The following is a 12,677-nucleotide window of genomic DNA, read 5'->3' as shown; positions in this document are numbered from 1 at the left end:
CATGCCCGGATGTAAATGGATCAATCAGCAGTGCGACCCTCGGGAGCCGAACCGTCTCCCGGCGACGACCATCGCCTGCTCGCGCCCGCAGCGGAGGAGGCACCATGGGGCAGGAACGCCGGCCTACTGTCGACGTCCACGCGCACTTCCTCCCGGGGCACCTGCCGGGCTGGCCGGACGAGACCGCGGGCCCCCGGTGGCCACGCCTTCGGACCGGCGACACCGAAGGTCAGATCCTGATCGGCGACTCGCTCTTCCGGCGCGTACGCCCCAGCCTCTGGGACGTCACCGAACGCCTGCGCGAACTCGACGAGGCCGGCATCGACCACCAGGTCATCTCCCCCGTACCTGTCACCCTCGTCTACGACGCCGAGCCGGAACCCGCGGCCCGTTACGCCCGCGCCCTCAACGAGGCCCTCGCCCAGACCGCCGGGGCCTCCGACGGGCGGCTCACCGCCTGGGGCACCGTACCGTTGCAGGATCCCGCCGCCGCCGTCAGGGAACTCGAACACCTCTCCGGCACGCTCGGACTGACCGGTGTCGAGATCGGCACCACCGTCAACGGCCTCGAACTCGACGACGAGGCGCTGACCCCCTTCTTCGCGGCGGCCGAAGCCACCGACACCATCGTGTTCGTCCACCCGATGGACGGCGGCGGCGGCGCCATCCGCCGACGCGGTCAGCCCTACGACTTCGGCCTCGGCATGCTCACCGACACGGCGATGGCCGCCGGAGCGCTCATCTTCGGCGGGGTCATGCAGCGCTTCCCCAGGCTGCGGGTGATGCTCTCGCACGGTGGCGGCACCCTGCCCTGGGCCTGGCCCCGGCTGGCCAGGGGCGCCCGCCTCGGCGACGTCGACCACACCATCGACCTGGCCGCCGCCATCCGCCGGTTCTGGGTCGACTCGCTCACCTTCGATCCCGGGCACCTGCGTCTGATCATCGACCGGTTCGGTGCCGACCGGGTGATGACCGGCACCGACCACCCGTTCATCACCCGCCAGATCCATACCGCGACCGAAGACATCGAGACGGCCCGTCGCGACGGGACCATCACCGACGACGAGTCAGGCGCGCTGCGCTCGGCGAACGCGGTGGCCCTGCTCACCGGGCGGAGCGGTGATCCCTCAACAGCGGACTCGACAGTGGAGAAGGAACGCGATGACGCGCGATGACGTGACCGTAGTCGGCGGTGGCCCGATCGGGCTGCTCGCCGCACTCGGCCTGGCACAGGCCGGCATCCCCGTGACCGTCCTGGAAGCCGCGAGCAACGTCGTCCGAGCCCCCCGTGCGATGATCATCCACTGGTCGGTCCTCGACGGCCTCGACCGGCTGGGCATCCTCGACGACGTACTGAGCGCCGGCCTCGTCCAGGACTCCTGGTCACTGCGGGTCACCGCCACCGGCGAGACGTTCCGGTTCGACCTCGGGGTTCTCGGCGACGAGGTGAACCGGCCCTTCAACCTGCACCTGGAACAGGACCGGCTGGCCGAGATCCTGCTCAGGCATGCCACCAAGCTGCCCAATGTCACCGTGCACTGGGGTAGCCGGGCCACCGAGGTGACCCTCGACGAGCACGGCGCCACCATCGTCGCGGGCGGCCCCGAGGGGAATCTGCGACACCGCACCTCCTGGGTCATCGGGGCGGACGGCGCCCACAGTGTCGTCCGGCGCGGCATGGGCCTCGGCTTCCCCGGCATGACCTGGCCGGAAAGCTTCGTCGCCACCAACATCACCTACGACTTCGCCGGCCTCGGTGTCCAGCGCTGCACCGGCATGATCGACCCGATCGACGGCGCGCTCGTCGCCGAGATCGACGGTGAGGGCCTGTGGCGCTACACCTACGCCGAATCGCTGCGCCTGCCCGTGGAGGAGATCGCGCAGCGGATTCCCGCGGCACTGAAACGGGCACTGCCCGGCGGTGACGACATCGAGGTGCACGCCTGGTCGGCGTTCCGTATGCACGAACGGGTCGCCGACCGCTTCCGCGTCGGCCGGGGCATACTGGTGGGCGATGCCGCCCACGTCACCAACCCGTCGTCGGCGGTCGGCTTCGCCGGCGGGTTCTTCGACGTGTGGACGCTGATCGAGACGTTGACCCGGGTGATCATCGACGCCGACGACCCGGCCGTGCTGGACCGCTACTCACAGCTGCGCCGCCAGGCGTTCACCGAGCACGCCTCACCGCTGTCGTCGGAGTTCAAGCAGTTCGTTTTCAACATGGACGATCCACGACGGCTCGACCGGGAGGTGCAACGGTTCCGGCGCGTCGTCGGCGATCGGGACCTGCTGCGCCGCTTCCTGAAGGCCGGCTATGACACGAAGACCCCGACGTTGAAGAACTGACCGGCGCGACAACGCGAATCGGCCGGTTCCCCGGGGCGGGGAACCGGCCGATTCGCGTTGCGCCGGGTCAGCCCCGAGCCTTCTTGGCGAAATCCTTGGCCACGATGACGCGCTGGATCTGACCCGTGCCCTCGAAGATGTCCAGGATCTTCAGGTCGCGGTACCACTTCTCCAGCAGCAGTTCGGTGCTGGTGCCCTCCGGCCCGAGCAGCTGCATGCAGCGCCGCACCACCCGCTCGGACGTGGGCGGGCCGAACGCCTTCGCCATCGATGCCTCGACGCGGTTCTGCAGGTCGTGCTGCCGCATCCACTGGGCGTACCGGTTCAGGTGCCGGTTACGCGTGAGGGCCGCGGCCATGCCCTCCAGCTCGCGCTGGATCAGCGACCAGCGGTCGGCGCGGAAGCCCAGCCGCTGCTCGTGCAGCAGCTCACCGGTCAGGTCGAGGGCGGCCTGCGCCACCGTCGTCGACAAGGCGGAGACGTTGGGCCGGTTCTGGTTCAGTACCGACAGCGCACTGAGGCGGGCGCCACCGGCGCCGTTCGTGCCGGCCGACGGGTCGTGGCCGAGCCGGTTCTCCAACGGCACGACGCAGTCCTCGAATCCGATCTGGGTGGTCTCCCACGCCCGCAGACCCAGCTTGTCCTCGTTCTCCTTGAGGATCACCAGGCCGGGGGTGCCCCTTTCGATGACGAACGCCTCGGCCGAGGCGATGCCCTTCTCGGAATCGGTGACGGCGAACGCCACCACGTACTCGGCGGACGCGGCGTGGCTGCAGAAGATCTTCGAACCGTTGATGACCCACGAGTCGCCGTCACGGACGGCCCTGGTCGCCAGCCCGCTGGTGTCGGAGCCCGCGCCCGGCTCGGAGAGACCGAACCCGGTGACGCCGCCACCGCGCACCACCGGCTCGTACCAGCGGTCGATCTGTTCCGGCGTGCCGAGCAGGCTGACGACGACGTGGCCGATGCCGCCGCTCACGTAGCTCTGCGCCCACGTGTCGCCGTAGTTGAGGCCCTCGTACTGGGCCATCACCCGCATCAGCTCACCGTCGGGGAACTTCGGCAGGTCGTTGTCGCGGCCTTTGGCGACGTGCTTACTGATCTTCACCGGGCAGGTCTCGAAGATCTCCCGGTAGTTCGCGGGCGGCCGATGGTCGGTGTCGGCCTGGCGCGCGTGCGGCCGGATCCGGGCCACCGACCATTCCTTGAGCTCGCGCTCGTAGCGCTGCAGCTCCGGGCTGAATTCAAAGGCGAGCGTCACTGTGGTTACCTCTCAGACCGCGGGCGCGAAGCTCGCGAAATACGGGTCGGCGTCCAGGGTCGACAGCAGCGCGGCAGCGCGGTACCACAGCTCCGTCGGGTGGTCGGTGAGGAATCCGTGGCCACCGAGCACCTGGATGGCGTTGCGGGTCGCCTCGGTCGCCGCGGCGTGCGTCTCGTTGACGATCCGGCCGACGTCGGCGAGTGCCTTCTCGCGCCCCTGGTCAAGCCCGTTCGCCACCGACAGCAGGCCCAGCCGGGCCGCGTCGAGCCGCATCTGGTCGTCGACGAGGGTGAAGGAGATTCCCTGGAAGTCGAAGATCGGCCTGCCGAACGCGATGCGCTCCGTCGCGTACTTCGTGGCGTACTCCCGGGCCCGGTTCGCGCCACCGAGCGCCACCGCCGGCGCCAGCAGCCGAGTCCGGGCGACGGCGAACGCGAGTGACCGCGCGTCGGCGTCCACGCCGCCGAGCAGGTCGTCCGCCGCGACGAGCACATCGAGGTGGACCCTGGACAGTCGCGCCGCGCTCAGCGCGATGTGCGAGGTGCCGGAGACACGCTTCGTGTCGACGCCCTCCCGGTCGAGGCCGACGACGGCGGCGCGCAGACCGCCCTGCGAGTCCACCCCGACGACGAGCAGTTCGGTGACACCGTCGAGCAGCGCCACCGCGTACTTGGTGCCGCGCACCCGCCAGCCGTCGCCTTCGGCGGTGATGGTGGTGTCGTACTCCTCGGGCGGCAGGCCGTGGCGCTCGTAGAGGGCCGGGGCGGGCGCCGGACGCGCCCCGTCCGCGACCCCGGCGAGCCAGCGGTTCCGCTGCTCCCCGGTGCCGGCGGCGTCGATGATCAACGTGGAGCCACCGGCCAGGACGGCGGTACCCACGATGCCCGGGTCGCCGTAGGCGAGGTTCTCGACGGCGCGCAGCTGCGTGACCGCGTTCGGAGTGCCGCCGAGATGCTCGGCCACCGGGGCGGTGAAGCCGAAGTCTCGCAGCCGGCGCCAGAGCCCCTCCGCGATGACGCCGGTCCTGTCCACCTCACGTGCCGCCTGGTCCACGGGGCCGAGTGCCAGCCGACGCGCCGTCTCGGCGATGAGCTGGTCCTCGGCGGACGAGGAAAGAACAAACATGGAGCACCTTTCTTCAAGCGGAGACCGGCCGACGGCTGCTCACCGCGCGTTCGGCAGGACCTTCTCGGTGAACAGCTTCAAACCGGCGTTCACCACCTCGCGGTCGCCGTCGCGGGCGCCCATCAGCACCACCACCCGGTCGAGTCCGGCGGCCTTGAGCGCCTGGAGGCGGTCGACACACGCCTGTGGTGGCCCGGCCACGGCGAAGCGGTCGATGAACTCGGGCTCCAGCACCGTGCCGTGTCCGCTGACACTGCTCGCGTGGTGGATCCGGTCATACGCCTCGGCGGCCCGCCGATACTGCTCCTGGAGCGCGGGATCCTCGGTGGCGAACCGCGCGGTGGCGGAGAAGCGGGCGATGGTCAGCACCGCGCCGGCCAGCATCGAACGGGCCGCTTCGACGTCGTAGCCGGTCATCACGTTGATGTAGGCGCCGAAGGTGAGGTCGGCGGGATCCTTGCCCGCCTCGGCGCGGCTCTGCCGGGCCCAGGCGATCGCGGCGGCGATCCGCTCCGGGTCGGCGCCGAGGGCGAACATGATGCCGTCGGCCTCACGAGCGGCCATCGCGATGGCCTTGGGGCCGCTGGCGGCCACGTCGACACGCACCGGCGGCAGCGTCGACCTGCCGATCCACTCCGAGCGGCTCTCGAAGCCGTCGAGGTCGACGATCTCGTCGCGCAGGTAACCGCGTACCTGGCGCACATACGTACCGAAGTCAGCGAGCTTCGCGGGCTTGCGGTTGATGTAGGTCAGCGACGAGTCACCGCGGCCGATGCCGAGCACGGCCCGGCCGCCGGAGGCCTCGTGGACCGACTGCACCGCCGCCGCCATCACCGACGGGTGACGGGTCACCGGGTTGGAGATACCCGGGGCCACCAGCAGCCGTTCGGTGGCCTCCGCGGCCAGCGCCATGCCGACGAACACGTCACCGGTGAGGCACTGGGTGTCGCCGAAAGCCAGACCGTCCCAGCCCGCGTCCTCGGCCCGTTTGGCCATCCGGCCGGTACGACCTGGAATGGGAAAATTGACCTGCCAGATCTCCATCGCAACGCCCTTGCTCTTTCGGCGCCCGCAAACACATGCACGGCACGGGCCGGCCGGGAACGTCGACATGGCGTTTCCCGGTGGCCGGACTGGTGACTCGAATGCAAACTAGTTGCCGACGTAGCGGGGCCGTGTTTCTGTTCCAACGACTGGAACGGATTCTCCTGTCGCGCTTCCGGCCAGATGGCGCGCTGTTTTCTGAATCGCACGGCTCCGGTCGCCGCCGGACGGAACTCGGCGACGCCGACGGGATGCCGACGGGATTCAGGCCCCGGGCGACAGTAGGGTGTCAGCGTGGATCTCCGGCTCATAGAGTATTTCATCGCCGTTGTCGATCACGGTGGGGTCACTCGGGCCGCGCAGGCGCTCTACATCGCGCAACCGTCGCTGTCACAGGCGATCCGCACCCTGGAACGCCGGCTCGGCGTGCAACTGTTCGACCGGACCGGACGGCAACTGCGGCTGACCCACGAGGGAGAGGCGTTCACGGTGTCGGCGCGCCGGATCCTCGCCGACGTGGTCCGGGCCCGGCAGCGGGTGGCGGCGGTACGGGAGTTGCGCAGCGGACGCCTCGACATGGCCGCGCTCTCCACCCTCGCCGTCGAACCACTGCCCCGGCTGGTCAGCGCGTTCAACCGGGAGCATCCCGGAGTGCTGGTCAGTGTCAGCGACCCGGGCAGTCCGGCCGGGGTGGTGTCCATGGTCCGCCAGGGAGGCGTCGAGCTGGGACTCTCCGAACTGCCGGTGCGCAGCGACACGCTGCGGTCCATGGAGCTGTTCACCCAGGAGATCTGCCTGGTGCTGCCACCCGCGCTGGCACAACGGCTGCCCGATCCGGTGCCGGTGGCCCACATCGCCGAGATCCCGCTCGTCCTTGAGGGGGCGGCGGGACCCAACCGGGCGGCGGCACACGCCGTACCGGCCGGGGTGACGTTGCAGGTCGTGGTGGAGTGCGTCCACCGGCAGGCCATCTGGGCGCTGGTGGCCAACGGCGCCGGGGCGACCCTGCTGCCGCGCCAGGTGGCCGAACAGGAGGTCACCGGAGTCGTGGTGCGCTCGACGACGCCGCGTCTTGAGCGTCCGGTGGGCCTGGTGTTCCGGCCGGGAGCGCTGTCACCCGCCGCGCAGGCGTTCATCGACTGTGTGCGGCGGCTGTATCCGCCACCTGCTCCCGTACCAGCTCGATGAAGGCCCGTCCGACCGGCGACAGCGCCTCCGGGTCGAACAGCAGCCCGTAGGGGCGACTGAAACAAGGGTCGACCGCCCGGACCACCGCCCCACGGGCGGCGGCGGCTTCGGCCGTGGATCGTTCCATGAAGGTTCCGCCGAGCCCGGCCAGCACGAACGCGAGCCGAGCCTCCCGGTGCGCGATGATCGCGGCGGGCCGGCGCAACCGCCCCGCCGCGGTCACCGCGCGTTCGATCTCGGTCGCCCAGGAGCTGCCCGGCGGCACGACGATCAGGGGTACGTCGGGTAACTGGGCCCTCGGCAGCGGATCGGCCCGCGACACCTCGGTGCCGGGCGGGAAGACCGCCCAGAACTCCTGCACACCCAGCGGCAAGGTGTCCAACCCACCGGTCGCCGTGGGCAGATAGCAGACGACGATCTCGCAATGCCCGTCGACGATCAGCGATGCGGCGGCCTCCTCGTCCTGCAGGTCACCGATGCGGATGTGCACCCGGGGACTACGTTCCCGGAACCGGCCGATCAGTTCGGCGAGCGACCCGGCCGACAAGGTGGCGTACGCGACGATGTCGAGCCGCCCGCGCAGCCGGCCCGCCGCGTCGACCACAGAGCTCTCGGCCGCGACGACGTCGCGCAGGATCTGCCGGGCAGGGCCGACCAGGGAGTGCCCTGCCGAGGTCAGCACCATGCCCCGGCCGATGCGGTGGAACAGTTCGGTGCCGAGCTCGCGTTCGAGGCCGCGGATCGACTGGGAGATCGTCGGCTGGGACAGGTGCAGGCTCTCCGCGGCGGCGTTGATGCCCTGATGGTCGACGACCGCGAGGAAGTACTCAAGGTTATGCAGGTCCACTCCGAGAACCCTACTGTCCGGCACGCGCCCCACCACGGTGAGCCGGCACGTCAGCGGGGTGCCATCCGGATGGCGCCGTCGAGGCGGATGGTCTCTCCGTTGAGGTAGCCGTTCTCCAAAATGGTGGCGGCGAGCTGCCCGAACTCGTCGGTGCGACCCAGCCGGGCCGGGTTCGGCACGGTGGCCTCCAGCGACTTCTTGACGTCGTCGCGCAACCGGGCCAGCAGCAGTGTGTCCATGATGCCCGGGGCGATGGTGCAGACCCGGATAGCGCGGCCGGCCAGGTCGCGGGCGGCGACGATGGTCATGCCGACGACGCCGGCCTTCGACGCGGTGTAGGGGATCTGGCCGATCTGACCTTCGAACGCCGCCACCGAGGCGGTCATCACGATCGCGCCGCGCTCACCGTCGACGACCTCCTGGCGGGCGATGCGCTCCGCGCCAAGGCGCAACGCGTTGAACGAGCCGATCAGGTTGAGCCTGATCGTCCATTCGAAGTCCTCCAGGCTGCCGGGGCGGCCCTCCCTGTCGATGACGCGCACCTTGCGGGACGCCCCGGCGCAGTGCACGAGCCCGCGCAGCCCGCCGCGCGCGTCGGCGACGTCGAGGGCGGCGGCGAACGACTCCGGGTCGGTCACGTCGCCCGGCGCGAAGTGCGCCCGCTCCCCCAGCTCCTTGGCGACGGCGGCCCCGTCGGAGGTGGGCAGGTCGATGACGGTGACCGTCCCGCCGGCGGCGATCAGCCGGCGGGCGGTGGCCAGGCCGAGGCCGGACGCCCCCCCGGTGACGGCCGTGTTGAGTCCATCGAGATTCAATGTCTTCCCCTTGTGACCGTCAGAGCCCGAACGACTTCGCGATGATCGTCTTGAGTACCTCGGTGGTGCCGCCGTAGATGCGGGTGACCCGGGCGTCGGCGTAGAGCCGGGCGATCGGGTACTCGCGCATGTAGCCGTATCCGCCGTGCAGTTGAAGGCAGCGGTCGACGACACGGGACTGCATCTCGGTGCAGAAGATCTTGATCTTGGCGGCGTCGACGGGGCCGAGCTCGCCCGCCTCGTGCTCCGCCAGGCCCTTCTCCAGCAGTGCCCGGCCCGCCTCGATCTCCACCGCGCACGACGCGAGCTCGAACTTCGTGTTCTGGAACGACGCCACCGGCACACCGAACGCCTTGCGGTTCGCCACGTACTCCAGCGCCGCCGCCAAAGCCGCCTCCGCCGCGCCCTGCGCGGCGACGGCGATACCGAGACGCTCCTGCGGCAGGTTGCCGGTCAGGTAGCCGAAGGCCCCGCCCTCCTCACCGAGCAGGTTCGCCGCCGGCACCCGGACATCGTCGAAGAACAACTCGGCGGTGTCCTGCGTGCGCAGACCCACCTTGTCGAGGTTGCGGCCCCGGGTGAAGCCCGCCATCTCCTTCTCGACCACCAGCAGCGACAACCCGTCGCGACGTCCGCCGCCCTGGCCGGTGCGTGCCACCACCACGACCAGATCGGCGTGGATACCGCCGGTGATGAACGTCTTCACCCCGTTGAGCACCCAGTGCTCACCGTCGAGCCGCGCGGTGGTGGCGATACCGGCCAGGTCCGAACCCGTTCCCGGCTCGGTCATCGCGATCGCCGTCATCAGCTCGCCGGACGCCATGCCGGGCAGCCAGCGCCGCCTCTGCTCCTCGTTCGCGTACGACAGGAAGTACGGCAGCACGACGTTCATGTGCACGGCCAGGCCGCCCAGGTTCACGTACGCGCGCTGGGTCTCCTCCATCCAGACCGCCGAGAACAGGAAGCTGTCCTGCCCGCCCCCGCCGTACTCCTCCGGGATCTGGACACCGAGCACGCCCAGCTCACCCAGCCTGTGGAAGATGCCCCTGGGAACGATCTTCGCCTCATCCCAGTCGAGATAGTGCGGCACGACCTCCCGGTTGAGGAACTCACGCGCCGTCGCGCGAAACGCCTCGTGATCGGGGCCGTACAGGGTGCTCTTCATCGTCTCGTCTCTTCCAGCGCCGTCTACAGCAGTTCGAGGATCGTGGCATTCGCCAGGCCGCCGGCCTCGCACATCGTCTGCAGGCCGTAACGGATGCCGTTGTCACGCATGTGGTGCACCATCCGGGTCATCAGCACCCCGCCGGAGGCGCCCAGCGGGTGCCCGACCGCGATCGCCCCGCCCAGCGGGTTCAGCCGCTCGGTCCTCGCCCCGGTCTCGGCCTGCCAGGCCAGCGGCACCGGCGCGAACGCCTCGTTGACCTCGAAGACGCCGATGTCGTCAATGCTCAGGCCCGCCCGGCGCAGCGCCTTCGCGGTCGCCTCGATCGGCGCGGTCAGCATCATCACCGGGTCGTCGCCGGCCAGCGCCACCGTGTGGATCCGGGCGATCGGCCGCAGACCTCGCGCCGCCGCCAGCTCACCGGTGGTGATCAGCAACGCCGCCGCCGCGTCGGAGATCTGCGACGAGTTACCGGCGGTGATCACACCATCCTCGCGGAACACGGTGCGCAGCCCGGACAGCACCTCGGTGGTGCTGCCCCGGCGCACCCCCTCGTCGGCGGTGAGCAGCCCGTTCACCGAAACGAGCTGCGCGTCGAGGGCTCCCGCGTCGATCGCCGTCGCGGCCAGCCGGTGCGAACGCACCGAGTATTCGTCGAGCCGGGCGCGCGACAGCTTCCACTTCTGGGCCACCAGCTCCGCGCCGATGCCCTGGTTGAAACCGCCGACGCCGTAGCGTTCCAGCACCGACTCCGGGTACTGCTGCCCGTCTTGCACGTTGGAGCCCATCGGTACCCGGCTCATCGACTCGACGCCACCGGCGATCGCGATGTCGTAGTGCCCGGCGATCACCGACGCCGCCGCGAAGTGCACGGCCTGCTGTCCCGAGCCGCAGCGCCGGTCGACGGTGGTGCCCGGGATCGACTCGGGCCACCCGGCGCTGAGCACCGACACCCGCCCGATGTTGCCGGACTGCTCGCTCACCTGCGTCACGCAGCCCCACACCACGTCGTCGATCTCGGCGGGTTCAAGGCCGTTGCGCTCGGCGATCGCACGCAGCACGCACGCCGACAGATCACCCGGATGCAGGCCGACCAGAGCACCGTTGCGCTTACCGACCGGCGTACGGGCCGCGTCGACGATCACCGCGTCTCTCATGGTTCTTCCCTTACGATCGTGGCCTCGCGGCGGTCGACGGTGTGGTGCGACTCGTCACTCATCTCACTCATCGGCGAGGAACGTCTCTCGCACCTCGCTGCGCCGCAGCTTGCCGGCACCGTTGCGGGGCAGCTCCCCACGGAACTCGAAAGCCTTGGGCACCTTGTATCCGGCCAGCACGGCTCGGCAGTGCTCGGTGAGCTCCTCTGCGAGCGCGTCGCCGGCCCGCGTACCGGGCTCGGGCTGTACGACGGCGACGACCCGCTGCCCCCAGTCGGGGTCGGGCACGCCGATGACCGCGACGTCGGCGACGGCCGGGTGGGTGATCAACGCCACCTCGATCTCGGCGGGGTAGACGTTCACTCCGCCGGAGAGGATCAGGTCGACGCGCCGGTCGACGATGTACAGCCAGCCGTCGGCGTCCAGGTAACCCAGATCACCGGCGGAGAAGAACCCGTCACGCATCGCCGAGGCGGTCTTGTCCGGATCGTTGTGGTACTCGAACGGCACCGGCGGCATGAAGTACACGTTGCCGATCTCTCCGGTGGGCAACTCGACGCCGTCGGCGTCCAGGATCCGCAGCCGCATTCCCGGCAGGGGATGTCCCACGCTCCCCGGCTTGCTCAGCCACTCCTCGGAGTTCAGCGCGGCCGCCGACCCCTCGGTGGTGCCGTAGAACTCACAGACGACCGGCCCGAACCAGGCGATGGCGGCCCGCTTGACCTCCGGCGGGCACGACGCTCCGGAGAGCACCATGGCACGCATACTGGACACGTCGTAGCGAGCGCGGACCTCCTCGGGCAACCGCAGCAGCCGATGCACGACCGTCGGCACGGTGAACGTCACCGACACCCGATGCCGCTCGATGAGGGCGAGGATCTTCTCCGGACGAGGACGCTCGGCGACCACGACGGTGTGCCCGAACTGCAGGGCCATGAACGAGAACGTGCCCGGTCCCGCGTGGTACAGCGGGCCGGCCGCCAGGTGTACCTCACGGCCGGGACGGATCCCGAGGCGCCCCATGAATCCGAGGGTGAACGCCGACACGGCGGGTGCCCTCCCCGACAACCCCTTGCGGACGCCCTTGGGACGGCCGGTGGTGCCGGAGGTGTAGCCCATGTACTCACCGGCGATCGGATCTTCCAGCGGCGCCGTCGAATACCCGGCCAGCAGTGCCTCGTAGTCGACCCAGCCGGGAGTACCGCCGACAGAGATGCGCCGCCGCGGATCCAGGTCCACCTCGGCGAGGGCCGGCGCGACGACGTCGATCAGTGACGCGTCGAGGACGACGGCACCGGCGCCGCTGTCCCGCAGGATGTAGGCGATCTCCGCCGCGGTGAAATGGTGGCTGACCGGGGTGAAGTAAAGCCCGACCTGGAAGGTGGCCAGCCGCAACTCGTAGTACGCACGCCGGTTGGGCAGCATCGCCACAACACACTCTCCGGGCCGCAGGCCGCTCTCCCGCAGTGCCCGGGACAGCTGGTTGACCCGCCGCGCCAGCTCGCCGAAGGTCATCGACGTGCCGTCGGTGTCGATGACGGCGACACGATCCGGATCGGCGGCGGCGACGGCGGCGAAACCGACGGGGGCGGCTGCGGTGCTGCTCGACATGCCTGACACTTCCCTTCCGCCGAAGGCGCACAGACCTTGACGTCTCTCCAGCCGACCATCCTCGACAGCAGTTCACGGCACGAGCCACCGGAACGTCAAAGAGCAACCGTCGAAC

The 12,677-nt window shown here is 70.1% G+C and carries 11 protein-coding genes; 3 read left to right on the top strand and 8 right to left on the bottom strand.

Annotated elements, in window-relative coordinates; genetic code table 11:
* Positions 1-104 precede the first annotated feature (104 nt).
* Together ACFY3V_RS35380 and ACFY3V_RS35375 are read left to right on the top strand one after the other, a co-directional pair.
* Positions 105-1,175 (top strand): amidohydrolase family protein, encoded by a 1,071-nt coding sequence (locus ACFY3V_RS35380; protein ID WP_389779530.1) that lies wholly within the window; start codon positions 105-107, stop codon positions 1,173-1,175.
* The gene (locus tag ACFY3V_RS35375) at positions 1,162-2,346 is read left to right on the top strand and encodes an FAD-dependent oxidoreductase (protein ID WP_389779528.1); all 1,185 of its coding nucleotides are present in this window, start codon (positions 1,162-1,164) and stop codon (positions 2,344-2,346) included. The genes ACFY3V_RS35380 and ACFY3V_RS35375 overlap by 14 nt, the downstream gene beginning before the upstream one ends.
* 67 nt (positions 2,347-2,413) lie before the next feature.
* Here the strand turns inward: ACFY3V_RS35375 and ACFY3V_RS35370 are convergent, their stop codons facing one another.
* Genes ACFY3V_RS35370 through ACFY3V_RS35360 form a run of 3 tightly spaced genes read right to left on the bottom strand, consistent with a single transcriptional unit; the run spans position 2,414 to position 5,779 of the window.
* Entirely contained in the window at positions 2,414-3,607 is a 1,194-nt protein-coding gene (locus ACFY3V_RS35370; RefSeq protein ID WP_389779526.1) for an acyl-CoA dehydrogenase family protein, read from the bottom strand.
* A gap of 12 nt (positions 3,608-3,619) precedes the next feature.
* The gene (locus tag ACFY3V_RS35365; RefSeq protein ID WP_362902919.1) at positions 3,620-4,735 is read right to left on the bottom strand and encodes an acyl-CoA dehydrogenase family protein; all 1,116 of its coding nucleotides are present in this window, start codon (positions 4,733-4,735) and stop codon (positions 3,620-3,622) included.
* Between the two features lie 39 nt (positions 4,736-4,774).
* Positions 4,775-5,779 (bottom strand): LLM class flavin-dependent oxidoreductase, encoded by a 1,005-nt coding sequence (locus ACFY3V_RS35360; RefSeq protein ID WP_362921746.1) that lies wholly within the window; start codon positions 5,777-5,779, stop codon positions 4,775-4,777.
* 294 nt (positions 5,780-6,073) lie between these two features.
* Between ACFY3V_RS35360 and ACFY3V_RS35355 the strand changes: the two genes are divergently transcribed.
* Positions 6,074-6,967: a LysR substrate-binding domain-containing protein gene (locus ACFY3V_RS35355; RefSeq protein ID WP_362902923.1), complete on the top strand. Its 894-nt coding sequence runs from the start codon at positions 6,074-6,076 to the stop codon at positions 6,965-6,967.
* On the opposite strand, the gene ACFY3V_RS35350 is transcribed toward ACFY3V_RS35355, so the two are convergent.
* From ACFY3V_RS35350 to ACFY3V_RS35330, 5 genes are all read right to left on the bottom strand, one after another.
* Entirely contained in the window at positions 6,912-7,814 is a 903-nt protein-coding gene (locus ACFY3V_RS35350; protein WP_362902925.1) for a LysR family transcriptional regulator, read from the bottom strand. The two genes, ACFY3V_RS35355 and ACFY3V_RS35350, sit on opposite strands and share 56 nt — an antisense overlap.
* Before the next feature lie 50 nt (positions 7,815-7,864).
* A complete protein-coding gene (locus ACFY3V_RS35345) occupies positions 7,865-8,629 on the bottom strand; it encodes an SDR family NAD(P)-dependent oxidoreductase (protein WP_389779523.1) in 765 nt (254 codons plus the stop codon).
* 19 nt (positions 8,630-8,648) lie between these two features.
* Positions 8,649-9,794 carry an acyl-CoA dehydrogenase family protein gene (locus ACFY3V_RS35340; RefSeq protein WP_389779521.1) on the bottom strand — a complete coding sequence of 382 codons (1,146 nt, stop codon included), beginning with the start codon at positions 9,792-9,794 and terminating at the stop codon, positions 8,649-8,651.
* A 23-nt stretch (positions 9,795-9,817) separates the two neighbouring features.
* Positions 9,818-10,951, bottom strand: a complete 1,134-nt coding sequence (locus tag ACFY3V_RS35335) for an acetyl-CoA C-acyltransferase (RefSeq protein ID WP_362902931.1) — start codon at positions 10,949-10,951, stop codon at positions 9,818-9,820.
* 63 nt (positions 10,952-11,014) lie between these two features.
* Positions 11,015-12,562: an AMP-binding protein gene (locus tag ACFY3V_RS35330; RefSeq protein ID WP_389779518.1), complete on the bottom strand. Its 1,548-nt coding sequence runs from the start codon at positions 12,560-12,562 to the stop codon at positions 11,015-11,017.
* Positions 12,563-12,677 lie beyond the last annotated feature (115 nt).

Origin of the sequence: Streptosporangium sp. NPDC000095 (assembly GCF_042899335.1) — a bacterium.
Taxonomy (GTDB): domain Bacteria; phylum Actinomycetota; class Actinomycetes; order Streptosporangiales; family Streptosporangiaceae; genus Streptosporangium.
Note: the sequence above shows the minus strand (reverse complement) of the source record. Positions and strands in the feature narration are given on the sequence as shown.